Origin of the sequence: Arthrobacter sp. AFG7.2 (assembly GCF_002892835.1) — a bacterium.
Classification (GTDB): Bacteria; Actinomycetota; Actinomycetes; order Actinomycetales; family Micrococcaceae; genus Arthrobacter.
In genome coordinates, this window is record NZ_PJMB01000007.1 from 42650 (window position 1) to 65926 (window position 23277).

Sequence of the window (23277 nt, forward strand, 5' to 3'; positions counted from 1 at the left end):
GGGCTGCGGCGCGGGCATTCTTCGGCCGGGATCCTTTTCGCTTACGCCTTCTTGCGGATAAGCGCCAGGAACATGGCGTCTGTGCCGTGGATGTGGGGCCAGAGCTGCGCGGTGGACTCGTGGCCGGCGTCCAGCCTTCCCGGAAGGCTCACCGCGTCCAGCGCTGCTCCGGCGTCCAGGAGCTCCAGGTCGTCACGCTTGCGGAGGGCGTCGGCAACCACAGCCGTTGTCTCCGCCGGGTGCGGCGAGCAGGTCACGTACGCCACAACTCCCCCTGGCCGGACGGCGGCAAGGGCGGACGCAAGCAGTTCACGCTGCAGCGGACCAAGGTCCGCCAGGTCATTTGGTGAACGGCGCCACCGGGACTCCGGCCGGCGCCGCAAAGCGCCGAGCCCGCTGCAGGGGACATCCACAAGGACGCGGTCGAAGGCGCCGGGTTTTTCGGAGCCCACCTCGCGGCCGTCGCCTGTCCGGACCTGCCAGGTTTCCCGCGGCACGGCCGCGAGAGCCTGGCTGACCAGCTTGGCGCGGTGTGGTGCCGGCTCGTTGGCCAGCAGCGTGGCGCCCTGTTGGGTTGCCAGTGCACCGAGCAGGGCGGCCTTTCCGCCGGGGCCGGCACACAGGTCCAGCCACGCCTCGGCCTGTACGTTCCCGGGCCGGTTGTCTGGCTTGCTGAGGGCAACGCCTGCCATGGCCCTGGCCACGAGCTGGGAACCGACGTCCTGGACGCGGGTGCTTCCCTCCCGGACCGAGGAGAACCGTCCCAGGTCCCCGCCGCTGGAGAGCGCCGACCCCTCGACCAGCTCGCCGGGGGTGGCACCATTTTCCAGTGCCTCGTCCAGGCTGCCGAGGCCCGGCAGGGCTACCAGGTTGACCACCGGAGCAGCGTTGTCAGCTTCCAGCAGGGTGTTAATTTCGCCTGCGGGGCGTCCATGTGCCACCAGGGATTGGCGCATGGCACGGACTATCCACTCCGGATGGGCGTAACGGAGGGCAGCGATCTTCGTCTCGTCGGTTTCTCCTGCAACCAATAGGTCCAGCCACTCCTCAAGGGTGTGGACGGCAACTTTCCGCAGCACGGCGTTGATGAGGGCTGACGGACCGGCGCCAATGACGGCGCGGGCCAGGCCGACGGTCTGGTCCAGGGCCGCGTGTGCGGGTACGCGCATGGCCAGCAGCTGGTGAACTCCAATGCGCAGAGCGTCCAGGACAGCAGGATCGAGCTGGTCCAGGGGTCGGTCGACGCAGCGGGCGAGGATGGCGTCGTAGGTGCCTTGCCCGCGCAGGGCGCCGTACGTTAATTCGGTGGCGAAGCCGGCATCGCGCTTGTCCAGTCCGTGGTGGCGGATCCGGGCCGGCAGCACCAGATTGGCGTAGGCGTCCTCGGCCGAGACGGCACGCAGGACTTCGAAGGCCACCAGCCGGGCGGGGTCTGCCCGGCGCGTCCGCTGGGAGGGCGCATTCTCCGTGAAGCTCCGCTGCGGACCGCGGTTACGTTCACGGCCCTGGGCGTTTCGCCGGCTGTTGTCCCGGGGTCCTCCCTTGCCGCGGCCGCCGCCCTGCCCGGTGTTGCCCTGCCCGCCACTGCCTCGGCCGGTGTTGCCCTGCCCGCCGCTGCCGCGTCCACCTGAATTGCCGCCGGAGCCGCTCATTCGAACACCACGCTTTCATGGGAAGCCAAACCGCGTGCCCAATCAGCAGCGGCCATCATCTTTTTGCCCGCAGGCTGGATCCGGGTCAGCTCCACAGCGTGGGACCCTGTTCCCACCAGCACGCTCTTGCCCTGGAGGGACAAGGCCCCGGGAGCAACGCCGGTAACATCGGGCCTCATCAGGACCGGCTCCAGCTTGACCCGTTGCCCGTCCAGGACAGTCCACGCACCTGGTTCGGGTGTGACGCCGCGGGCCTGCCGCCCGATGGCCAGCGCGGGGTGATTCCAGTTCAGGTGGCCATCCTCCAGGGTCAGCTTGGGCGCCAGGGAAACGTCGCCGGCCTGGGGCTGGGCAGAAGCTTTACCTGCCTCGATGGCAGACAGCGTCCGGGCCAGGAGGACCGCGCCGCTGTGCGAGAGCCGCTCCAGGAGTTCACCCGCTGTGTCTTCCGGCCCCACGGATTCCGTCAAGGTGCCGAAGACGGGACCTGTGTCCAGCCCCTCTTCAAGGAGGAAAGTCACAGCGCCCGTCACGTCGTCCCCGGCCATGACGGCACGCTGTACCGGTGCCGCACCGCGCCATGCAGGCAGCAGGGAAAAGTGCAGGTTGATCCAGCCGTGCCGGGGTATGGCGAGGGCCGCGGGCGGAACCAGTCCGCCGTACGCGACGATGGCTGCGACATCGGGGTTAACCGCTGAAATTCGGGCAGTGGCGGCGGCATCCACGCGGGCCGCGTGAATGACCTCAATGCCCAGTTCGGCCGCGCATGCAGCAACCGGCGACGGCGTGAGCACACGCTTCCGGCCCACGGGGGCATCAGGACGGGTCAACACGGCAACGACGTCAAAGCCTGCCTGGACCAGTGCATCAAGGGAAGGGACAGCGACGGCGGGGGTTCCCGCAAACAGGACCCTCACCCTGCGTGACCGGCCCCGCCGGCGCCGAAGCTTGAGCCGGGTGCGGCGCCGCCGAAACTGGAACCTACCGTCTTGGCACGCTTCGCGGTGGTCCGCTCGGTGACGGAACCGTAGCTGGCGTTACGGATTGACCGCAGGGCTGCTTTACGGTCCTCCCCCTCCAGCCGGTCCGTGTAGAGGATGCCGTCCAAATGGTCGTTCTCGTGCTGGAAGCACCGCGCCAGCATGCCTTCGCCTTCCACTGTGACGGGGTTTCCCTGCATATCCACGCCGGTTACCCGCGTGGAGCGGAAACGCCGCACAGGGAAGCCGAGCCCGGGGATGGACAGGCAGCCCTCCACCTGGTCGGGCTGGTAATCCTCGCTGTTTTCCAGCACGGGGTTGATGATGTGTCCCTCAACGCCGTCGATCCGGTAGGTGAAAACCCGCTGGCTGATGCCCACCTGTGGCGCCGCGAGGCCTGCGCCGTCCACGTCCTCCATGGTTTCGGTCATGTCAGCGACCAGCTTGGCCAGCTCAGGCCCGAAATCCGTCACGGGATCGGCCACTGTGCGCAGCACGGGATCGCCAATGATGCGGATATTCAGGATTGCCATGCGGAGTATTTCCTTACGGTTGGCGGTAAAGGGAACCTGTCCAGTTTAGGCGCTGACACCTTAAGGGCAGACAGGTTCTTAGGCAGTCTGCACCTGCGCCAGCGGCGGCGGGGCGATGGGAAGCAGCGCGGCGCCGGCGCTGATGGTATCCGCGTTGAGTTCCCATACCCGCCGCAGGGCGCAGAACTTCCACCAGTGGTGCTTGAGGACCTCGGGGTTGGCCCGCACCGGACGAACCTCCGTTTCACCGATGGCCACCGCCAGCAGGACGGGGTCCTCGCCGTATTTCCACGGCTCCCAGGTCCCGGCCTCGGGATCAACCAGGCTCTCTTCCGCCTTCATCCCGGCGACGAGCTGCATCACCACTTTGTCATCGAGCGGTTTGACCAGGCCGTCCCGGGTGGTGCCCTTGGTTTTGTAGTCGATGAGGCAGACGCGGCCGTTGATGCGGGCCACCAGGTCCAGGGTTCCTGCATATCCCACCGCGTTGTTCCAGACGGTGATTTCCGGGGCGATGGGCTCCACCCTGAACAGCTCCCACCATTCGTCAAAGCGCACCGCGAAGGCCTCCTCCCCGTTGGCGGCCAGGGCCTCGCGGGCCTCCTTCATGGTGTGCGGGCGGCCCAGGGCACGGAGCGCGACCTGCTCGCAGTAGTTGTGCACCCGGTCCCCGCGCCTGGCGGCGTCATCACGGTAGGTCTCGGCTGCCTTGGCCGCGCGGCTGACAGCCTGGCGGATCTTGGCAGGGCTGCCGAGGCAATCAGCCAGCAGGGGATCCTTGGCCAGGCTGCTCGCTCCCATGTAGCCGAACCAGCCGTCCAGCCCGTGCGGCTGCTGGCTGATGACTGTGGTGATGGACGGAACGGAGAACTGTTCCGAGGTGGACCGGGCGTACATCCGGCCGTATTCGGTGGCATGGGCGAGAAGGGGGGCTGTCATAGAAAAACTCTTTCACAGGGGGCCGACAAAATCTGCAGGCACAGTTCCGCGCACAAAAAAGGTCCGTTTCCGCTATAGAACGAGCGGAAACGGACCTTGTGCGGTGGGCGATACTGGGTTCGAACCAGTGACCTCTTCGGTGTGAACGAAGCGCGCTACCACTGCGCCAATCGCCCTGATGCACTTGAATGCTAGCTGACGCCGCACCCAATTCAAAAATCGGCACTGGCAGGCACCGCCTGACGGCGCAGGGAGGCCCGGCCAGGCTGCGTACGTCAACGGGAGGCACCCAGGGCGCGTCCCGTCGTCGTGAATTACACCCATGTAACTCCTTTTCTGCCGCGCCAACACTGGGAAGCAGGGTCAGAAACCGGAAACAGCGCAGCGGCGATTTGGAGAATCCCTGAACCTCCTATATTGTTTTTACTCGTTGGAACGCGAGGAATTGCCGGGAACGGCAGTGAATCATGCTTCAAAATGCGGACGTAGCTCAGCTGGTAGAGCACCACCTTGCCAAGGTGGATGTCGCGAGTTCGAATCTCGTCGTCCGCTCGCAGGACACTGTCACAGCAAACGTTCCTCGGAATGGACGCTTACACGGTGGGTTGGCCGAGAGGCGAGGCAGCGGCCTGCAAAGCCGTATACACGGGTTCGAATCCCGTACCCACCTCGGTGAAAACCATGGTTTCCGGAGAATATCCGGATGGACATGGGCGATTGGCGCAGCGGTAGCGCGCTTCCCTGACACGGAAGAGGTCACTGGTTCGATCCCAGTATCGCCCACCAGGCAAGGAAACTTGCTTCATGCAGTTCGGCCGGCTTTTGTCGGAGCGCACTTCATATCTGCGGACGTAGCTCAGCTGGTAGAGCACCACCTTGCCAAGGTGGATGTCGCGAGTTCGAATCTCGTCGTCCGCTCTCTTATTTCCCTGAAATCCCATCAGCCGGTCTTCCGGTTCCGGGCGATTGGCGCAGCGGTAGCGCGCTTCCCTGACACGGAAGAGGTCACTGGTTCGATCCCAGTATCGCCCACATTCAGCAGCTCCCCCGGAGCTGCTTTTTTCTTGCCCGGATGCATCCGCTGCGGGCGAACGTCCAAACCCCCTGTTTTCCTTGGCAGGCCCCCTCCCCGGCGCTAGGATCGAATGCGGAGGAGCGACCTGGCTCCGCGATTGAAGGGAGGTGCTCGTGGGACTGATTGGCGATCTAAAGGGCAAGGCTCAAGGTCTTATCCGCGGCAACGAGCAGGCCATCAAGAACGGCATCACCAAGGCCGGTGATTTTGTTGACACCAAGACCGGAGGCAAGTACTCGGGCCACGTCAACAAGGTCCAGGATGGCGCTTCCAAGCTCATTGACAAGAACGGCACACCGGGACAGGCACCAGCTGCCGAGCAGGTTCCCCCGGTCACTCCCGTCAACCCGGTTCCGCCGGTTGACAGGACTCCGTAAACAGGATTTGGCCAGGGCCTTGCCCTAGCACGTCAAGGGGGTGCGGGTCCCGCCGGGAGGCGGCACCCGCACCTTTGGCGTTTAACCGGCGCTGCCGTCGCGATTGAGAATTCACTGATTTGGACCGGTAACCTGCCCCTATGGCGAAGTCCCCCGCACTCCCCAAGGCACACCGGGCCTCCGGCCGCCCACGGCTTGATTCCCGGCCGGTTGTGGCAGGCATCGTCACCGCCCTGGTGGGCTTTACGTCGTCCTTCGCTGTGGTCCTGGCCGGCCTCAGGGCAGTGGGCGCCGATCCCGCACAGGCCGCATCCGGACTCCTGGCGCTTACTCTGGCCGTCGGCCTCGGCGTGCTGTGGCTGTCCTGGCGTTCCAAAGTGCCGGTGACGCTCGCATGGTCCACGCCCGGCGCAGCCCTGCTGGCAACCTCGGGATTGGCCGACGGCGGCTGGCCGGCCGCCGTCGGGGCCTTCCTTGCCACCGGGATCCTGATAGCCATGACCGGCCTGGTCCCGGCCCTGGGGCGGCTGATGGCAAGGATTCCGGCAACGCTTGCGCAGGCGATGCTCGCCGGTGTCCTGCTGCAGCTCTGCCTCGCTCCGTTCACGGCGCTGGGAACTGTCCCGCTGTTCGTCGCCCCGGTCATCCTGTGCTGGCTGCTGATGATGAAGTACGCACCACGCTGGTCCGTGCCGGCCGCCCTGCTGGTGGCCCTTGTGGTGATCGCAGCCTCCCTTGCGACCGGTGGCGCCTCCCCGGGAAAGGCAGGCATTCTGCCGGCGCTGGTCTGGACTGCGCCGACTTTCACCCTCGAGGCGATGGCGGGCATAGCGCTGCCCCTTTTTGTGGTGACCATGGCTTCGCAGAATGTTCCCGGCGTGGCTGTGCTCCGGTCGTTCGACTATCACACCCCCTGGCGCGCGGCCATGCTGGTGACCGGTGCCGGGACCGTACTCTCAGCGCCATTCGGCGCCCACGCAATAAACCTCGCCGCGCTCAGCGCCGCCCTTGCAGCAGGTGAAGAAGCGGGACCGGACCGCAGCCGCCGGTGGGTGGCCGGATTCACGTCCGGCATCGCCTACCTGGTGCTGGCCGCGTTCTCGGCTGCGCTGGTGACCCTGGCCACCGCAGCCCCGCCAGGAATGCTCGAGGCAGTGGCCGGCCTTGCGCTCCTTGGCACGCTGGCAGGCTCTGTTTCAGCCGCGCTGTCCGACCCGGGAGACAGGATGGCACCGGCGGTCACTTTCCTGATGGCTGCCTCCGGCCTTGCCTTCTTCGGCATTGGGTCCGCATTCTGGGCCCTGGCGGCCGGCCTGCTGGTCCGCCGGCTGCTCAGGCCGCGAGGCACGACTGCAGCTCGGGGAACTGCAGCCCAGGGATAGGGAAAGCCGCTAGGACGGTTCGTGGTTCTGGCCTTCACGGGCCAGGGCGGTGAGGCGGGATACGGCCCGGAAGTACTTTTTCATGTAACCGCCCGTCATCATTTCCTCCGTGAAGAGCTGGTCGAACGGAACACCGCTGGCGAGGATCGGCACGTCCTTGTCGTACAGCCTGTCAGCCAGCACCACGAACCGCAGCGCCACCGCCTGCTCCGTGATGGTATGAACGTTCCGCCACACAACACCGTCGATGCCGTCAATCAACTGGCGGTAGCGGCTGGGGTGCACGCCGGCCAAGTGGTGGATCAAGGTGCTGAACTCGTCCTGGGCCACGGTTTTCCCGTCGAACTCCGCCTTCATGTGCGAGGAGAGCTCGCTGTTCTTGAGCGGTGCCGGAGCTGCCGGGAGCCCGCGGTGGCGGAAGTCCTCGCCGTCAATCCGGATAACGTCAAACTGGTCCGCAAGTACCTGGATTTCACGCTGGAAGTCCACAGCAGCGAACCTGCCGTCGCCCAGGGATCCGGGCAGGGTGTTGGAGGTGGCGGCAAGTTTCACTCCGGCGTCTGCGAGCTCGCGCATCAGCCGGGACATCAGGACGGTGTCGCCCGGATCGTCCAGTTCGAACTCGTCAATGCAGACGAGTTTGTAGCTGCTGAGGGCGTCAACGGTTTTGCGGAAGGACAGGGCGCCCACCAAATTGGTGTATTCCACGAAGGTACCGAAGGCTTTAGGGCCGGGCGTTGCGTGCCACAGGGATGCCAGCAGGTGGGTCTTGCCGACGCCGAACCCGCCATCGAGGTAAATGCCGGCGCGGGACTCGTCCTTTTTGGCGAAGAACTTGCTGAACAAGCCGCCTCCGCCAGAGGATCCCACACCCTCGGCGAACCCCTCCAGGGCCCGGACGGCCGCTGACTGGCTGGGCTGCCGGGGATCGGGGCGGTAGCTGGAAAAGGAGACCTGGCCGAACCGCGGCGACGGATAAAAGCCTTTGAGGAGCTCATCCACCGAAACTGCCGGAGTGCGGGCGGCAAGCTGTTCGATCTGTACCAAGGGGGTCCGTTCTGCTGGTGGTTGGTCCCCAGAAAGGATACCGGCAATGCATCCCCGCTTGGGGCAGTCCGGACGCCGGCCCGGCCCGGGGTGATGAAGGCAACATTTCGTCCTGTTACCGGAATACGGACACGCGCCCCGGCGCTGTCTAGTGTGGGAGCAGGTCCCCATGCCGGTCCCGCGGACATCCGTGCCCCCAAGTGAAAGGCCAGATCATGCCCTACCCCGTTGAACAGAATGACAAGTTCGCAGCCTACGCCCATCCCGAACGGCTGGTATCCACCGAATGGCTTGCCGCAGCGATCGAAAGCGGTGCGGTCGCCAATGGCGGACTGGTAGTGGTTGAATCCGATGAAGACGTGCTGCTGTACGAAACCGGCCATATCCCCGGAGCCGTAAAAATCGATTGGCACACGGACCTGAACGACGAGGTGACCCGTGACTACGTGGACGGGGCTGCCTTCGCTGAGCTCGCGGCATCCAAAGGCATCTCGCGGGACACCACCGTGGTCATCTACGGCGACAAGTCCAACTGGTGGGCCGCCTACGCACTCTGGGTCTTCACGCTTTTCGGACACGAGGACGTACGCCTGCTCGACGGCGGCCGGGACAAGTGGATTGCCGAAGGCAGGGAATTGACCAGGGAAAAGACCACCCCCGCACGTGGCAGCTACCCGGAGGTTGAGCGCAACGACGCTCCCATCCGTGCGTTCAAGGAGGATGTCCTGGCGCACTTCGGCAAGCCCCTCATCGACGTCCGCTCCCCTGAGGAATACACCGGCCAGCGCACCCACATGCCTGCCTACCCTGAGGAAGGCGCGCTTCGCGGCGGACACATCCCCACCGCCGCTTCCATTCCCTGGGCACGGGCCGCCGCTGCTGACGGCACCTACCGCAGCCGCGACGAACTCGAGACCCTCTACCTGGGCGAAGCAGGCCTGACGGAAGGGGACGACGTCGTAGCCTACTGCCGAATTGGCGAGCGTTCCAGCCACACCTGGTTCGCCCTCAAGTACCTCCTGGGCTTCGATTCCGTCCGCAACTACGACGGATCCTGGACCGAGTGGGGCAACGCTGTCCGCGTGCCGATCGCCAAGGGCGCCGAGCGCGGTTCCTTTCCTGTCCCGGCAGGAGTGTGACCGGTTTCCTCCCCGCGTAGAATTGGACCGATGACTACTCAAGCCCTGCCTTCCTCCCTGGCGGAGATCGTGGACGACTTCCAGGCCCTTACCGAACCCGAGCGGCTGCAGCTGCTGCTGGAATTCTCGGAGGGACTGCCGGAGCTTCCGGACCGGCTCAAGGACCACCCCGAACTGCTGGAACAGGTGGTGGAGTGCCAGTCGCCGCTGTTCCTCACCGTTGAGACAGAGAAGGACGACGACGGCAGCGCCTCCGCCGTCCGGCTCTTCTTCAAGGCGCCCGCCGAAGCTCCTACAACGCGCGGTTTTGCCGGCGTTCTGCATGAGGGCCTGGACGGACTCTCCGCTGAAGAGATTCTGTCGGTTCCCGATGACATGCCGGAGCTTCTCGGCCTCACCCGGGCCATCACGCCACTGCGCATGCGGGGCATGACGGCGATGCTGGGAAGGATCAAGCGCAAAGTTGCCGCTTCGTCCGCCGCGCGCTCCTAGCCTGCTTCGCGACGAACATCCATGGCACGCAAAAGCGCCTCACAGGGAACCCCGGCCACAGCGGCTCTGACCGCGGCCGGGGTTCCCTTTGTGCTGCACCCCTACAGCCACGATCCCTCCGCAACCAGTTACGGGGCGGAAGCGGCCGAGGTACTCGGCATTGATCCGTCACGGGTCTTCAAGACCCTGATGGTGGAGGTCGAGGGAAAGCTGGCGGTGGGCGTCGTGCCCGTCAGTGGAACCCTGGACCTCAAGGCCTTCGCCGCCGCGTTGGGAGCCAAAAAAGCGGTAATGGCAGATCCCGCCGCGGCCCAGCGGCGCAGCGGCTATGTGGTCGGCGGCATCTCACCGCTGGGCCAACGGCTGCCCTCCCCCACCGTGCTGGACTCAAGCGCGCTGGGCCTGGACACCCTGCTGGTCTCCGGCGGAAAGCGCGGCCTGGACATCGAGTTGGCACCCGCCGACCTGGTCCGCCTTACGGAAGCCGTTACCGCGCCCATCGGCTCGCCGGCGTCCTGAAAGCCTTGAGTTCACAGAGTCATTGAGCTCAAGGCGCCCGGGTTCAGCCTGGGTGCAAGCTGCTGCCGGAGCCACGCCTTGACCCGGCTTTCCCAACGCTCCGGGTCAACGTTCCATTCCTTGGTGTGCCGCGCCTGGTGAAAGGGCTCGAAGGTCACCATCTCGGGGTTGCGTTCGGCCAGCAGTGCGGAGGGCCCGTACGGCACATATTCGTCGTCGACACTGTGCAGGATCAGCGTGGGAGTCCGCAGTTCAACTGCCCGCGACACCCAGTCCATGACCTTCAGGTCGACGGGTGCGGACAGCCCCGTCAGCCGCCGCCCCAAGGGATGCCCCAGCATGAGCTGGCCGTACCGGCCCACCAGCGAAGGAATCCTGTTCAGCTGCGCATGGTGGGCCAGTACGTTGACCCAGTCGGTGACGGGCGCATCCAGCACCATCGCCCGGATCAAGTGGCGGTAACGGGAGAGGTCGGCCGTTTGCAGGCAAATGGCTCCGCCCATGGACCAGCCGAACAACACAATTTCTTCCGCACCGTTGGCCAACGCGTACTCCATGGCCGCCTCGACGTCCCGCCATTCCGTTGAGCCAAGGCCGTAGCGGCCGTCGTCCGCGGAGGGGGCAAGGCCGTCGTTGCGGTAGGACACGAGGAGGCTGGTGAGTCCCAGCTCCAGCGCGGGGCCAACAGCGCGCAGGGCCTCCTGCCGGGTGGCCCCGCGGCCGTGAACCATGACCGCCCAGGTGCGCGGGGTCCCGCCCGCGCGGACCAGCCAGGCCGGGGCCTGACCCCGGTCCACGTCGATCATCACTTCCTCGTGCGGGATTCCGACGGCGGCCGGGTCCGGGTGGACGGCACCGCTCCACCAGCCGCGGCGGGCAGCGGAAAGGTCGCCTGAATAGACCGCCTCCACCTCCCGGAGAACTGTCCGCTCTGCGGGCGAGTAGGAGACGATGCGGCCGATACGTGCGTGTCCCTTTCCGCCGTCGAAAAAGAAGCCGTAGACGCCGTCCACCGTGGTGTCGTCCGTGGCGGCAAAAATGGCCTGCTGCCTGTGGCCGTCCCGAATGAGGGCCAGCATCTCCTGGTCGGCGGCCCGTTGCCGCGCCGGTGTGATGACCCGCCGCGCAAAGTACACCGCGAGCGCCGATGAACCGGTTGCCAGCAGCCCCGCCAGGCTGCCCCCGCCAATCGCTCCGCCTATTGCCCACTTGGTCCGCAGCGACATTCCTCCGGAATCGGGGCTGCTGTTAACGGGAGCGGGGCTGGTTCGCTGGAAAGGTGCCATGGAACTATTCTTACCGCCCCGGCGCTGAAGCCCGCATTCCGCCGCGGACCATCAGCGCCGGCCCGCGCTTCCGGACATAAGCGGTTCCCCTGCGCAGCCCCGGGCTGCAAGGCTAGGCTAGGGCCATGAGTGAACCCATCGTCATCCTGACCGAAGAACCCCTGGGGGCGGACGACCGCCTGAACATCGAGCGCCTGGTGGACGGCGGGGACACCCGCCTGGTTGTCCTGGTGCCGGCAAATACCGAACGGCACCTGCTGGTGGACTTCCTCGAAAACCTCTCACTGCTGGACATCGCGAAGGCATTCCGGGAACTGACTTCCCATACGGACCCGGCGCAGGAACGGGTACAGGCCGCGGAAACCCTCGCCGTCTCACTGGCAGCACTGGAAGGGCTGGGTACCGGACTTACCGGGGAAGTCGTGGAAGGCGGAGCTGTGGACGGACTCGTTGCCAAAGTCCGTGAAACCGGTGCCGCGCAGGCAGTGGTGATCACCCGGCCGCACGCTGTCGCTGATACCTTCCATACGGACTGGGCCAACAAGGCGCAGGACCAGCTGGGCGTGCCGGTGTTGCACCTGTACGCAGGCTCGGGATTTATTGGCGACTCGTGAGCGTTGACAAGGCTATGAGCATCTTCGGAAACAGTATCTTCGGACAGAACGCCCCGCATACACCTGCACCTGCACAGGAGGCAGCGCCGGGGGGCGCCGGCACTGCCGGCAAGCGCGTGGAGAAAACCGACGAACAGTGGCGCCAGGAACTCACGCCGGAGGAATACCAGGTGCTCCGCCAGGCCGGGACCGAGCGTCCCTACACCGGGGAGTACTGGGACACGCACACAGCCGGCGTGTATCAGTGCCGTGCGTGCGGTGCGGAGCTCTTCACCAGCAACGAAAAGTTTGATTCCCACTGCGGCTGGCCGTCCTTCTGGGCCCCACTGGCTGAAGGAAATGTCCGTTACATTCACGACCGGACGCTGGGCATGGAGCGGGTGGAGGTCCGTTGCGCAACGTGCGACTCCCACCTGGGCCACGTCTTCGAAGGTGAGGGGTACGGAACCCCGACCGACCAGCGCTACTGCATCAACTCCGTCTCCATCCGCCTGGTCCAGGACGAGGATCCGCAGGTCAGCGCAACCCAAGCTGAGGACTGAACCCCCAGCAAAGGGCTTGCTCCCACTGCTGACGATGCACCCTAGGCCAAGTCCTTCTTAGGCTAAGGCCGTATTGGGATTAGCCGTTCTGGTTGCTTGCTACGCTCGCCATAGTTAGCAAGCAACCAGAAAGGCAGCCGACGATGACCGAAACGCTGACCACCGCCGTCACCGGAATTTCCGCCGAAAACCAGGAGTGGGTGCGGCTGAAGAACGCCGCCACTGCCCTTCAGTCATACCAGGTGCAGGACGGCTCCATTCCCGACGCCGCACACCACGCCAGCGCAGCTGCCCGCGTTGAGGAAATCATAGACGCCATCCGTGTCCTCACCCCCGCATTCCCGCACGACGCCGCGTATCTGGAAGCTGTCTGCACGGACTTCGCCGCCTGGGCCGGCGCAGGTTTCACCACTCCGGACTTCCTGTCCTCCCTCCTTGCTTTCCAGCCGCAGGAACAGCGCCGGAACGGCCTCCAGCATCTGGTCATCTTCCCGATGTACACCCAGAACGGCAGCACCAACCGCCTGGTGGAAGCGGTCCTGGTGGAGGTTATCTGGCCTGAGTTCATCGCCGGCCTCGAGGCGGGCGACTACTCGAACAAGCTGTTCGTCCCCATCCGCTTCGTGGACTTCACTGCTGGCTATGACACCAACTCGGCCGTGCTGTTCCCCGAGACTGTCGCCGTCAGCAAGACCCCCACGTTCACCTGGGGAGCCATCTTCGCTGACCGCGAGGCCGCGAGGTTCCGCCGGGTCCTCAAAGCCGCGGCTGAAACCACGTGCCTGGAGTTGCCGGAAGGCGCTGCGGAAATGCTGGCTGACCAGGACCTGACCGAGGCCACTTTTGTTATGTGGGACCTGATCCACGACCGGACCCACATGCGCGGGGACCTCCCCTTCGATCCCTTTATGATCAAGCAGCGGATGCCATTCTTCCTGTACTCCCTTGAAGAACTCCGCTGTGACCTCACTGCCTTCCGTGAATCAGTCCGGATCGAAAACGACGACGACGCCGACCCGGAAGCACGCCGCCACGCCAGGCTTGTCCAGTACGCCATCATTTTTGACCGCATCTTCCGCTTTGCGATCACCGGCAGCCGGGTCCGCAACTACGACGGCCTCGGCGGCCAGCTCCTCTTCGCGTGGCTGCACCAGCAGCGGGTCCTGCACTGGACCGACACCCGGCTCACCATCGACTGGAACGAAGTAGCCGGCGCCGTCATCGCCCTTGGCGACAGCATCGACGACCTCTACTGGCGCTCCATCGACCGCCCGAAGACCGCGCACTGGCTGGCCGCCTACCAACTGATCTCCGGCACGGTCACGCCCCACCCGGCATCAGTCTGGGCAAAGGGTCCGGATGCCCTGCCCCTGTCAGGTGCCCCGCGTGGCCTGACGGACCAGGTCCTGGATGACGAATTCCCGCTGTCCATGTTCTACGAAGCGCTGGAGAAGAAAATGCGCCTTGTCATCGAATCCACGGCAGGCATCACCGGAGCCTCCGCCCTGTGACTGACAACGCTGGTGCAGCCCGCCCGCAGCTGAAGATCCTGGTCACGGGCGGCAGTGGAGCCTCCGGCGTAGCGGTGGCCCGCGCGCTTCGGAACGCGGGCCACCGCGTTTTCACCGTCGGTACGGACCAGGCAAGGATCACGACGGCGGCGGAACAGGCGGGCGACGGCGTTACCCCGTTCGTGTGCGACCTCGCCCGGCTTGACGACGTCCGGCAGCTGCGGAAAGACGTGTCCGCCGTTGCCGGTCCGGTCGATGCCGTCATCCATCTGGTGGGCGGCTGGCGGGGCGCGCAGGGAATCGCCGACCAGACCGACGAGGACTGGGACTTCCTCGAACGGGGAGCCGTCAGCACGCTCCGCAACGTCTCACGGGTTTTCTACGACGACGTTGCCGCCTCCCCGAACGGGCGGTTCGCCATGGTGTCCTCCACTGCCGTCAGCAGGCCCTCCGCAGCAACGGCCAGCTACGTTGCGGCGAAGGCCGCAGCCGAGGCTTGGACCATGGCCGTCGCGGACGGCTTCCGCCGGGCTGCGGCGCAGGGCACCGGCGGCCCGGCAGCCGCCGTCATCCTGGTCGTTAAGGCGCTCGTGGATGAGGGGCTCCGCCGCAGCCACCCGGAGCGTTCCTTCCCGGGGGCAACGGACGTCGAGGACCTGGCGCGCGCCGTCGTCGGACTCTTTGATGCCCCGGCCACTGAACTGAACGGCACCCGACTGCTGCTGGCGGCCTGACTTTACTTAGACTGAAAGCGTGACCAAAGCCATGACAACAACCGCTGAAACCGCCGCCGGGGTCCGCCTCCACGATCCGAACGTCCGGGGGTTCGCCTCGGACAACTACTCCGGAGTACATCCGGAAGTCCTCGCCGCACTGGCAGCCGCGAACGACGGCCATCAGGTCTCCTACGGCGAGGACGACTACACCGCCAGGCTGCAGGAACTGATGGAGGAACACTTCGGGCCCGGCATCGAGTGCTTTCCGGTCTTCAACGGCACCGGCGCCAACGTGCTGTCCCTGCAGTCGCTGCTCCCCCGCTGGGGTGCCGTGGTGTGTGCCTCCACCGCCCACATCAACATGGACGAGAACGGAGCGCCGGAACGGATTGGCGGCATCAAGCTTCTGCACGTGCCCACTCCGGACGGCAAGCTCACGCCCGAACTGATCGACCGGGAGGCCTGGGGCTGGGGCGACGAGCACCGCGCCCAGCCGCTCGCCGTCTCCATCACCCAGACCACGGAACTCGGAACCTGCTACACGCCGGAAGAGGTGCGGGCCATCGCGGACCACGCACATTCCAAGGGCATGAAGCTGCACATGGACGGCGCCCGACTGGCCAATGCCGCAGCCCACCTCCAGGTGCCGCTGCGGGCGTTCACCCGCGACGCCGGGGTGGACATCCTTTCCTTCGGCGGCACCAAGAACGGGCTGTTGTTCGGTGAAGTGGTGGTGGCGCTCAATCCGGAAGCCGCGCACGGGCTCGTCTACCTGCGGAAGATGAACATGCAGCTGGCATCCAAGATGCGCTTTATGTCGGCCCAGTTCATCGCCCTCCTCGAAGGTGACCTCTGGCTGCGGTCCGCGTCCCACGCCAACGCGATGGCAGCGCGGCTACGCGCCGCCGTCGACACCATTGACGGTGTGCAGCCGACGCAGAAAACCGAGTCCAACGGCGTCTTTGCCATCCTCCCGGAAGGGGTGGCTGACAGGCTGCGCGCTTCCTTCCGTTTTTACGACTGGAACGAAGCCGCCCGGGAGGTGCGCTGGATGTGTTCCTTCGATACCACCGAAGAGGATGTTGATTCCTTTGTTGCCGCAATCCGCCATGAGCTCCGTGCGCACCCGCAGGGGCACCACAACGGGTAACGCTGCAGGTCAGCGCGGCAGCCGGCGGCGAGCCTACCCGCCCTCCCCGGTCCAGTTGCGTAACCTGCGAGGGTGAACGCACTTGACCAGGTTCCCCCGGAGTTTCTCCACGCCTTGGGAACCCTCAGGAAAGCCCAGTGCCGCCGGGAGCTCCGCCTGGCGGAGATTCCGGCGCCCGCCCGGCTGGCGCCTTTTGCCGTGGCCCTGGGCGCTGAGGTTTTCGCTCCCGGGGCAGGAACGCCCGGAACGCCCCTGCACGGCCCCGCCGCCATGGCACTCGCTGCCGCTTCCGGAACCGGGGACGATGACGAGGACCGGACTGAGCTGGCAACGGGCCGCTTCATCCTCCTCCATGACCCGGACGGCTCGGACGTCTGGGGCGGGGAATTCCGCATCGTCACCTATATCCGTGCGGAACTGGAGCCTGAGATGGGCAACGACGAGATGCTTGGAACAGTGGCGTGGACCTGGCTGGTGGAGGCGCTGGAGAACCACAAGGCGCCATACCGGGCCGCGGGCGGCACTGCCACCCGGGTCCTCTCGGAGAGCTTCGGAACCCTTGCCGGGAGGCCGGGGTCCATCGATATCGAACTGCGCGCCTCCTGGACACCGGCCACCTCCGATGTGAGGGCCCACCTCGAGGCGTGGTCGGACATGGTCTGCACCTTCGCCGGCCTGCCCCCGCTCCCGGACGGCGTCACGCCCCTGACGCACCGGCGCCGGAACTGACGCCCCCGGCTACATGGCACACCACAGCGCAGATACGGCGGCAGGCACGATTGGAGGGCCAATCACAGGCGTTTACCGGCCGGCCGGTAAACTAAAGGCATCATGACCCCTCACATTCCGGAAAACACCACGGCCGGCGTCCCGGCTGCTGATACCGCGCCCCACATCACGGTGGAAGGCTTTGACAGCCCCGTCCCCGAAATCGTTGAACTCGCTTCGCCCCGGGACGGCGTTCCGCTGGTCATCGAAACGCAGTCCGGTCTGGAACGCTGCGCCGCAGCCATAGCCGCAGGGACGGGACCAGCGGGCGTGGACGCTGAGCGGGCCTCCGGTTTCCGCTATGGCCAGCGGGCCTTCCTGGTCCAGATCCGCCGGGAGGGCGCAGGTACCTGGCTGATCGACCCCGAACCTTTCGAGAACCTGGACACTGTCAATGATGCCCTCCGCGGCGTCGAATGGATCCTGCACGCCGCCAGCCAGGACCTGCCCTGCCTCTCCGAGCTGGGAATGTGGCCGGACAAGCTCTTTGACACAGAACTGGCCGCCCGGCTCGCGGGACTGCCCCGGGTGGGACTCGCTGCCGTCATTGAACAACTGCTGGGCTTCGGACTCGCCAAGGAGCACTCCGCTGCAGACTGGTCCACCCGGCCGCTGCCTGAACCCTGGCTCCGGTACGCTGCCCTGGACGTAGAAGTACTGACGGAGTTGCGCGAGGAACTTATTGAACTCCTGGAAGCTGACGGCAAGCTGGAGTACGCGGAACAGGAGTTCGCCGCGATCCTGGCCGCGGGGCTTCCGCCGGCGCGCGTTGACCCCTGGCGGAAAACCTCCGGCCTCCACCAGATCCGGGACCGCCGGCAGCTCGCGGCCGTGCGGGAGCTGTGGCTGGAGCGCGACTCCCTGGCGCAGAAACGGGATGTGGCTCCGGGCCGGCTGATCCCGGACTCCGCCCTGGTGGCTGCGGCCAAAGCCATGCCGTCCACAGTGCCGCAACTGCTGGGCACCAAGGGCTTCCACGGCCGGGCCGCGCAGCGCGAGGCTCCACGCTGGCTGCGCTGCATTGCAGCAGCCCGGGACCTGGAAGAGCTGCCGCCGCTGCACCTGCCCACCAACGCGCCGCCCCCGCCGCGGGTCTGGGCTGACCGGGACCCCGAGGCCGCGGCCCGCCTGGCCACCGCCCGGCCGCTGCTGCAGGCCAAGGCCGAGCAACTGAGCCTCCCCCTGGAAAACCTGCTGACACCCGACTACCTGCGGAGGGTGGCATGGCGGCCGCCCGCGGATGTCAGCGAAGCGGCCGTCGCGTCGGATCTGCGCGCACTGGGCGCACGGCCCTGGCAGGTGGAACTGGCTGCACCCCTGATCACCGAAGCGTTCCTCCGCCCGCTGCCCCTGCCGGCCAAGGAGCCCAGGCCGGATACAGGCCCCGGCGAACAGTAGCCCCGCCGGGAGCAGCGCCGCGCCAGTTGCTCCTCCCGCCCGGCACCCCTTGCAGGCTAAGTTACTCACGAGTAACATCGGACGTACTGCCGCCAGGCCGGCTGCCGCATACCGGCATGCACCCGGCGCCTACGTCTCGATGAGGAGTTATACGTGAGCCACCAGGAAAGCGGCGCATCCTTGCGCACTGTCCGGGACGTCGTCTTTGTGGACGGCCTCCGCACACCGTTCGGCAGGGCCGGGGACAAAGGCATCTACGCCGGCACCCGCGCTGACGACCTGATAGTGAAATGTATCCGGGAACTGCTGCGCCGCAACCCCTCCCTGCCGCCGGAGCGCATCGATGAGGTGGCCATCGCCGCCACCACCCAGACCGGAGACCAGGGCCTCACGCTGGGCAGGACTGCCGCCCTGCTCGCAGGGTTGCCCAGGACGGTTCCTGGCTTTGCCATCGACAGGATGTGCGCAGGGGCCATGACCGCAGTGACCGCTACTGCCGGCGGCATCAGCTTTGGCGCCTACGATGTGGTACTGGCAGGCGGGGTCGAGCATATGGGCAACCACCCCATGGGCGCCGGCGCCGATCCGAATCCGCGGTTCATGTCGGAGCGGCTGGTCGACCCCGCCGCCCTCAACATGGGCAATACCGCTGAGAACCTGCACGACCGCTTTCCGTCCATCACCAGGGAACGCACCGACGCTTATGCGGTGGCCTCGCAGGCCAAGTATGAGGCTGCCCGCCGTGACGGCCGGATCCAGCCGGACCTCGTACCCGTAGCAGCCATGAAGCCGGGCCAGGGCTGGACCTTGAATAGCGCGGATGAACCGCCCCGTCCCGGGACCACCACCGCCGACCTTGCCGGCCTCCGCACACCCTTCCGGGCCCATGGCCGCGTCACCGCCGGCAACGCTGCCGGCCTGAACGACGGTGCAACAGCGGCTGTCCTGGCCTCCGCCGACGCCGCAATCGAGCTTGGGCTGCCCGTCAAAATGCGCCTGGTCAGTTACGCCTATGCCGGCGTTGAACCCGAGGTCATGGGCATCGGCCCCGTCCCCGCCACGGAAAAGGCCCTGAAGAACGCGGGGCTGGCCATAGACGACATCGGCCTGTTTGAAATCAATGAGGCTTTTGCTGTCCAGGTGCTGAGCTTCCTGGAACACTTCGGCATTGCCGACGACGACCCCCGGGTCAACCGCTATGGCGGCGCCATCGCCGTCGGACATCCCCTGGCCTCCTCGGGAGTACGGCTGATGACCCAGCTGGCCCGGCAGTTCGAGGAGGACCCGTCTGTCCGGTACGGCATCACCACCATGTGTGTCGGCCTGGGCATGGGGGCCACCGTGATCTGGGAAAACCCGCACCATGCCGACTACAGCGGAGCCCGGCCCGGGGATTCCGCAGCCACCGAAACCGTTTCCGAAGGAGCAGCATGAGCGCCGCTGATTTCACCGAACTTGCCGATCTCTTTCCCAACGAAACAGTCACGCATTCCTACGTCCGGGACATCCGGCTTCCCGCGCCGGCCGGGAAGCCCAGCCCCGGCACCTTTGCCCTCATCACCCTGGACAACGGCCTGGACCACTCAAAGCCCACCACCCTGGGGCCCAATACCCTGGTGGAACTCGGCACGGTGCTGGAGGGTCTTCGGGACCGGGCCGGCCGGGGTGAGATCGTCGGCGTCGGAGTAACGGGCAAGCCCTATTATCTGGTGGCCGGCGCGGACCTTTCCGCGGTGAAGAACCTGGACAAGCGCGAACACGGGCTGTGGATGGCCCAGTTGGGCCACGACGTTTACGCCACGCTGGCGGACCTGGGCGTGCCCAGCTTCGCCTTCATCAACGGGGCAGCCCTGGGCGGCGGCCTGGAGATTGCCCTGCAGTCCACCTACCGCACAGTTTCCACGGGAGCGGGAGCACTTGCCCTGCCGGAAGCTTTCATTGGCCTGGTGCCCGGCTGGGGCGGCGTCTACATCCTTCCGCGCCTTATCGGCCCGGAGAACGCCGTGAAGGTGATGATCGAAAACCCGCTCAGCAACAACCGGACACTGACCGGACCCCAGGCCTTCGGCCTCGGCATCGCCGACGCAATGTTCGAACCTGCCGATTTCCTGGAGCAGTCCCTCACCTGGGCCGCGCAAGTCATCACGGGCGAGGTGACGGCTGAACGCGCCAACGCCGTCGATCCCGCCGATGCTGCAACCGCCGCACGGTGGGCCGCCGCCATCGAGGCCGGCCGGGCCTTCGTGGACGCGAAGACGTCCAACGCGGCACCCGCTCCGGGAAAGGTCCTGGACATTCTTGAGGCCAACCGCACCATGAGCCGGGCCGAGTCCGCTGCCCTGGAATGCGAAACCCTCGCCGACCTGATGCAGACGGACGAGTTCCGTGCCACCGTCTACGCCTTCCTGGATCTCGTCCAGAAACGCTCCAAGCGGCCTGCCGGTGCCCCGGACCGCAAGCTGGCCCGTCCCGTCACCAAGGTTGGCGTGGTGGGTGCCGGCCTGATGGCCAGCCAGCTGGCGTTGCTGTTCGCCCGCCAGCTGAAGGTTCCCGTGGTGATGACGGACATCGACCAGGCCCGGGTGGACAAAGGTGTGGGCTACGTCCACGCCGAAGTGGACAAGCTCCTGGGGAAGAAGCGGATCAGCCAGGACGCCGCCAACCGGACCAAGGCGCTGGTGACAGGTTCAGTTTCCAAGGACGTTTTCGCGGATGCTGACTTTGTGATCGAAGCCGTTTTCGAAGAGCTGAACGTCAAGAAACAGGTCTTTGCGGAACTAGAGGCAATTGTCTCCCCGGACTGCATCCTGGCCACCAACACCTCCTCGCTGTCCGTCACCGCCATGGCGGAGGACCTGCAGCACCCGGAGCGCGTGGTGGGCTTCCACTTCTTCAACCCCGTGGCCGTCATGCCGCTCCTGGAAATCGTCCGCGCCCCGAAGACGGACGACGCCGTGCTGGCCACCGCCTTCGAACTGGCCAAGGGCCTGAAAAAGACGGCGGTGCTGGTCAAGGACGCCGCCGCGTTCGTGGTCAACAGGATCCTGCTGCGGCTCATGGGCGAGGTGACGGCAGCCTTTGACGAGGGGACCCCCGCTGAGGTGGCGGACAGTGCCCTGCGGCCCATGGGCCTGCCGATGACTCCCTTCACGCTCGGCGCCATGGTGGGACTGCCCGTGGCCCAGCACGTCCAGGAGTCGCTGCACGCGGCCTTCGGGGAACGCTTCACGGTGTCCGCCAACCTGCAGAAGCTCATCGACAACGGCGTAAAGAGCCTGTGGGTGACCGGTCCGGACGGATCACAGGAGATCCCGCAGTCCACCCTGGCGCTGATGTCCTTTGGCACTTCCCCCTCCACCGCGGAGCAGGTGCTGCGGCGTACGCAGGACGCCCTGGCAGAGGAAATCGGGCTGATGCTCTCGGAGGATGTGGTTGCCGGCCCGGAGGACATCGACCTCTGCATGATCCTGGGCGCCGGCTGGCCCATGTTCCTCGGCGGCATCACCCCCTACCTTGACAGGGTGGGCGCCTCGGAGCGGGTCAACGGCCGGCGGTTCATGCCGCCGGGAGCGGCGTCCCGCCCGGCATAGTCAGCCGTTCAGCCGGCCGCCGTCGAGCGTTACAACCCGGTGGGCCGTCGCCCGGGCATAGTCGAGGTCATGGGTGACCAGCACGACGGCGGCGCCCTCCCCTGCCGCGGAACGCACCGCAGCATCGAGCAGGGCAAGGCCGTCGCCGTCGAGCGCCACCGTGGGTTCGTCCAGGGCGAGGACTGAGGGCTTGCGGGCAAGCACGGTGGCAAGGGCGAGGAGGCGCTGGCCTGACGCCGGCAGTTCAGCCGGGTGCCGGGGTGCCGCCGCTGCGAGGCCGACGGCGGACAGTGCCGCAAGGGCCCGTGCAGCGGCCTCGCCGGGATGGAACAGGCGGTCCAGGCCGAACTGCACCTCCCGGAGGACGGTCCGTTCGAACAGCTGGTCGCGGGGTTGCTGGAACAGCAGGCCGACAGAGCGCGCCGTCTCCCCCGCCGGTGCCCCGGTGATGTCGGTGCCATGGACCAGGACACTGCCGGCGGTGGGCCGCAGCAGCCCGTTGACGTGGCGCAGGAGGGTTGATTTGCCTGCCGCGTTGGGTCCGGTCACTGCCACGATTTCCCCGGGCCGGACCTTCAGGTCAATGCCGCTCAACACCCCGTGCCCGCGCCGGTCGCTCCCAGTGGCTTCCCGCAGGGCCCGGCGTCGTCGCCCTGTCCTGTTGGCGGGGCGATAGTCAAAGGAGACGCCGCGAAGCTCCAGCACTGGCGCGCGCGGCACTGTATCCGGCGCCTTTGCCGGCTGGTGCACGCCCGGCTCCGCTGCCGGCCCGCTGCCCGAAGACCGGATGCCGGACGGCAGCTGCCCCTGGCCCAGCAGCTCAACCGGCGGACCGCTTGCCGTCACCGTGCCCCGCGCCAGGACAATCCAGGTTTCCGCTGCCAGCAGCGGCGCGTCGACCACCTGGCTGAGGACCACGACGGCGGTGCCACGCCGAACGAGGTCTTCCACCAGGAGTGCCAGGTCGGCAGCTCCGGCACTGTCCAGTGACGCGAAGGGCTCGTCCATAATCAGCACCTCCGGACCGGAGATGATGGCACAGCCAATGGCAAGACGGCGCAGCTGGCCGCCGGAAAGCCCGGCGGGATTCCGGTCCAGGAGCTCCGTGAGCTTCAGCAGCGCAGCGGAGTGTTCCACTGCAGCTTTCATCGCAGGCCGTTCCATTGCTGCGTTCTCGAGGCTGAAGGCGAGTTCCTCCGCCACCGTTGACCGCACCGTGGACAGGACGGCGGCAGGGTCCTGGGGAACGAAACCCACGTGCCGGCCCCATTCGGCGGGATTGATCCGCGGGTCCTCGCGGCCGCGGAACTGCAGACGCGTTCCTGCGAGCTCAAGGAAGCCCTCGAGGGTGCCTGCGCCTTCCGGCGGAAGCCAGTCGGCCAGCAACCGTCCCAGTGTGGACTTCCCGCTGCCGGACGGGCCGAGGACAGCGGTCAGCGTCCCGGGGACCACCTGGAGGTCCACGGCTTCCAGGGCCGGGGCAGCATCGCCGTGGAACGTGAAGCTCCGGATCCCTGCCGACAGGACCGGCCGCGACGTCCGGATCGTTTGCCCGGTGCCGGCCATG

21 protein-coding genes and 6 tRNA genes are annotated in these 23277 nt (G+C 66.5%); 19 read left to right on the forward strand and 8 right to left on the reverse strand.

The annotated features are described in order from the left end of the window. Positions 1-41 precede the first annotated feature (41 nt). The 5 genes from CXX84_RS13225 to CXX84_RS13245 form a co-directional block, all read right to left on the reverse strand. Complete coding sequence (locus CXX84_RS13225) at positions 42-1652, reverse strand: RsmB/NOP family class I SAM-dependent RNA methyltransferase (RefSeq protein ID WP_102977183.1); 1611 nt, start codon at positions 1650-1652, stop codon at positions 42-44. Next, complete coding sequence (fmt, locus tag CXX84_RS13230) at positions 1649-2569, reverse strand: methionyl-tRNA formyltransferase (RefSeq protein ID WP_102977184.1); 921 nt, start codon at positions 2567-2569, stop codon at positions 1649-1651. The genes CXX84_RS13225 and fmt overlap by 4 nt, the downstream gene beginning before the upstream one ends. Beyond that, positions 2566-3165 (reverse strand): peptide deformylase, encoded by a 600-nt coding sequence (def, locus tag CXX84_RS13235; protein WP_102977185.1) that lies wholly within the window; start codon positions 3163-3165, stop codon positions 2566-2568. The genes fmt and def overlap by 4 nt, the downstream gene beginning before the upstream one ends. 78 nt (positions 3166-3243) lie before the next feature. Continuing rightward, positions 3244-4104: a cytochrome gene (locus CXX84_RS13240; RefSeq protein ID WP_102977186.1), complete on the reverse strand. Its 861-nt coding sequence runs from the start codon at positions 4102-4104 to the stop codon at positions 3244-3246. A gap of 104 nt (positions 4105-4208) precedes the next feature. After that, positions 4209-4280: transfer RNA gene (locus CXX84_RS13245), tRNA-Val, on the reverse strand. A gap of 303 nt (positions 4281-4583) precedes the next feature. On the opposite strand from CXX84_RS13245, the gene CXX84_RS13250 reads away from it, so the two are divergent. The 7 genes from CXX84_RS13250 to CXX84_RS13280 all read left to right on the forward strand — a co-directional run bounded on the left by CXX84_RS13250 (position 4584) and on the right by CXX84_RS13280 (position 6938). Further along, positions 4584-4656 (forward strand) — tRNA-Gly (locus tag CXX84_RS13250). Between the two features lie 47 nt (positions 4657-4703). Beyond that, positions 4704-4774 (forward strand) — tRNA-Cys (locus CXX84_RS13255). Positions 4775-4815: 41 nt separating this feature from the next. Further along, positions 4816-4890, forward strand: a tRNA-Val gene (locus tag CXX84_RS13260). Between the two features lie 59 nt (positions 4891-4949). Beyond that, positions 4950-5022: transfer RNA gene (locus CXX84_RS13265), tRNA-Gly, on the forward strand. 42 nt (positions 5023-5064) lie between these two features. Beyond that, positions 5065-5136 (forward strand) — tRNA-Val (locus tag CXX84_RS13270). Positions 5137-5292: 156 nt separating this feature from the next. Continuing rightward, complete coding sequence (locus tag CXX84_RS13275) at positions 5293-5556, forward strand: antitoxin (protein ID WP_102977325.1); 264 nt, start codon at positions 5293-5295, stop codon at positions 5554-5556. A 140-nt stretch (positions 5557-5696) separates the two neighbouring features. Next, entirely contained in the window at positions 5697-6938 is a 1242-nt protein-coding gene (locus CXX84_RS13280) for a benzoate/H(+) symporter BenE family transporter (protein ID WP_102977187.1), read from the forward strand. A gap of 9 nt (positions 6939-6947) precedes the next feature. Here CXX84_RS13280 and zapE read toward each other — a convergent pair whose 3' ends face one another. Next, on the reverse strand, positions 6948-7985 hold the full coding sequence (gene zapE / locus CXX84_RS13285) for a cell division protein ZapE (RefSeq protein WP_102977188.1): 1038 nt from the start codon (positions 7983-7985) through the stop codon (positions 6948-6950). A 215-nt stretch (positions 7986-8200) separates the two neighbouring features. Here zapE and CXX84_RS13290 point away from each other — a divergent pair, with 215 nt between their 5' ends. The 3 genes from CXX84_RS13290 to ybaK are packed head-to-tail and all read left to right on the forward strand — an operon-like array spanning position 8201 to position 10135. Further along, a complete protein-coding gene (locus tag CXX84_RS13290; RefSeq protein ID WP_102977326.1) occupies positions 8201-9124 on the forward strand; it encodes a sulfurtransferase in 924 nt (307 codons plus the stop codon). A gap of 30 nt (positions 9125-9154) precedes the next feature. After that, a complete protein-coding gene (locus CXX84_RS13295) occupies positions 9155-9616 on the forward strand; it encodes a SufE family protein (protein WP_102977189.1) in 462 nt (153 codons plus the stop codon). Between the two features lie 21 nt (positions 9617-9637). Beyond that, positions 9638-10135, forward strand: a complete 498-nt coding sequence (gene ybaK / locus CXX84_RS13300) for a Cys-tRNA(Pro) deacylase (RefSeq protein ID WP_102977190.1) — start codon at positions 9638-9640, stop codon at positions 10133-10135. An 11-nt stretch (positions 10136-10146) separates the two neighbouring features. Here the strand turns inward: ybaK and CXX84_RS13305 are convergent, their stop codons facing one another. Then, on the reverse strand, positions 10147-11421 hold the full coding sequence (locus tag CXX84_RS13305) for an alpha/beta hydrolase family protein (RefSeq protein ID WP_189337594.1): 1275 nt from the start codon (positions 11419-11421) through the stop codon (positions 10147-10149). A 125-nt stretch (positions 11422-11546) separates the two neighbouring features. Here CXX84_RS13305 and CXX84_RS13310 point away from each other — a divergent pair, with 125 nt between their 5' ends. The 9 genes from CXX84_RS13310 (at position 11547) to CXX84_RS13350 (ending at position 21710) form a co-directional block, all read left to right on the forward strand. Further along, entirely contained in the window at positions 11547-12035 is a 489-nt protein-coding gene (locus CXX84_RS13310; RefSeq protein ID WP_102977192.1) for a hypothetical protein, read from the forward strand. Positions 12036-12049: 14 nt separating this feature from the next. Further along, positions 12050-12577, forward strand: a complete 528-nt coding sequence (gene msrB / locus CXX84_RS13315; protein WP_223253097.1) for a peptide-methionine (R)-S-oxide reductase MsrB — start codon at positions 12050-12052, stop codon at positions 12575-12577. A 143-nt stretch (positions 12578-12720) separates the two neighbouring features. Then, entirely contained in the window at positions 12721-14088 is a 1368-nt protein-coding gene (locus CXX84_RS13320) for a DUF6421 family protein (protein ID WP_102977193.1), read from the forward strand. Next, positions 14085-14822, forward strand: coding sequence for an SDR family oxidoreductase (locus CXX84_RS13325; RefSeq protein WP_102977194.1), 738 nt, complete (start codon positions 14085-14087; stop codon positions 14820-14822). Before CXX84_RS13320 ends, CXX84_RS13325 begins: the two co-directional genes overlap by 4 nt. Positions 14823-14853: 31 nt before the next feature. Beyond that, a complete protein-coding gene (locus CXX84_RS13330) occupies positions 14854-15954 on the forward strand; it encodes a threonine aldolase family protein (RefSeq protein ID WP_102977328.1) in 1101 nt (366 codons plus the stop codon). A gap of 72 nt (positions 15955-16026) precedes the next feature. Next, positions 16027-16683, forward strand: coding sequence for a DUF3000 domain-containing protein (locus CXX84_RS13335; RefSeq protein WP_102977195.1), 657 nt, complete (start codon positions 16027-16029; stop codon positions 16681-16683). A 102-nt stretch (positions 16684-16785) separates the two neighbouring features. Beyond that, positions 16786-18120, forward strand: coding sequence for an HRDC domain-containing protein (locus CXX84_RS13340; protein WP_102977196.1), 1335 nt, complete (start codon positions 16786-16788; stop codon positions 18118-18120). A 153-nt stretch (positions 18121-18273) separates the two neighbouring features. Further along, positions 18274-19554, forward strand: a complete 1281-nt coding sequence (locus tag CXX84_RS13345; protein ID WP_102977197.1) for a thiolase family protein — start codon at positions 18274-18276, stop codon at positions 19552-19554. Next, the gene (locus tag CXX84_RS13350) at positions 19551-21710 is read left to right on the forward strand and encodes a 3-hydroxyacyl-CoA dehydrogenase NAD-binding domain-containing protein (RefSeq protein ID WP_102977198.1); all 2160 of its coding nucleotides are present in this window, start codon (positions 19551-19553) and stop codon (positions 21708-21710) included. Before CXX84_RS13345 ends, CXX84_RS13350 begins: the two co-directional genes overlap by 4 nt. Here CXX84_RS13350 and CXX84_RS13355 read toward each other — a convergent pair whose 3' ends face one another. Continuing rightward, entirely contained in the window at positions 21711-23276 is a 1566-nt protein-coding gene (locus CXX84_RS13355) for an ABC transporter ATP-binding protein (protein WP_102977199.1), read from the reverse strand. Position 23277 lies beyond the last annotated feature (1 nt).

Excerpts from the sequence above, each read along its gene's own strand:
- CXX84_RS13225 (WP_102977183.1), bottom strand. The coding sequence starts at position 1,652 with ATGAGCGGCTCCGGCGGCAATTCAGGTGGACGCGGCAGCGGCGGGCAG.
- def (WP_102977185.1), bottom strand. The coding sequence starts at position 3,165 with ATGGCAATCCTGAATATCCGCATCATTGGCGATCCCGTGCTGCGCACA.
- CXX84_RS13240 (WP_102977186.1), bottom strand. The coding sequence starts at position 4,104 with ATGACAGCCCCCCTTCTCGCCCATGCCACCGAATACGGCCGGATGTAC.
- CXX84_RS13280 (WP_102977187.1), top strand. The coding sequence starts at position 5,697 with ATGGCGAAGTCCCCCGCACTCCCCAAGGCACACCGGGCCTCCGGCCGC.
- CXX84_RS13290 (WP_102977326.1), top strand. The coding sequence starts at position 8,201 with ATGCCCTACCCCGTTGAACAGAATGACAAGTTCGCAGCCTACGCCCAT.
- CXX84_RS13295 (WP_102977189.1), top strand. The coding sequence starts at position 9,155 with ATGACTACTCAAGCCCTGCCTTCCTCCCTGGCGGAGATCGTGGACGAC.
- ybaK (WP_102977190.1), top strand. The coding sequence starts at position 9,638 with ATGGCACGCAAAAGCGCCTCACAGGGAACCCCGGCCACAGCGGCTCTG.
- CXX84_RS13305 (WP_189337594.1), bottom strand. The coding sequence starts at position 11,421 with ATGGCACCTTTCCAGCGAACCAGCCCCGCTCCCGTTAACAGCAGCCCC.
- CXX84_RS13310 (WP_102977192.1), top strand. The coding sequence starts at position 11,547 with ATGAGTGAACCCATCGTCATCCTGACCGAAGAACCCCTGGGGGCGGAC.
- msrB (WP_223253097.1), top strand. The coding sequence starts at position 12,050 with ATGAGCATCTTCGGAAACAGTATCTTCGGACAGAACGCCCCGCATACA.
- CXX84_RS13320 (WP_102977193.1), top strand. The coding sequence starts at position 12,721 with ATGACCGAAACGCTGACCACCGCCGTCACCGGAATTTCCGCCGAAAAC.
- CXX84_RS13330 (WP_102977328.1), top strand. The coding sequence starts at position 14,854 with ATGACAACAACCGCTGAAACCGCCGCCGGGGTCCGCCTCCACGATCCG.
- CXX84_RS13340 (WP_102977196.1), top strand. The coding sequence starts at position 16,786 with ATGACCCCTCACATTCCGGAAAACACCACGGCCGGCGTCCCGGCTGCT.
- CXX84_RS13350 (WP_102977198.1), top strand. The coding sequence starts at position 19,551 with ATGAGCGCCGCTGATTTCACCGAACTTGCCGATCTCTTTCCCAACGAA.
- CXX84_RS13355 (WP_102977199.1), bottom strand. The coding sequence starts at position 23,276 with ATGGCCGGCACCGGGCAAACGATCCGGACGTCGCGGCCGGTCCTGTCG.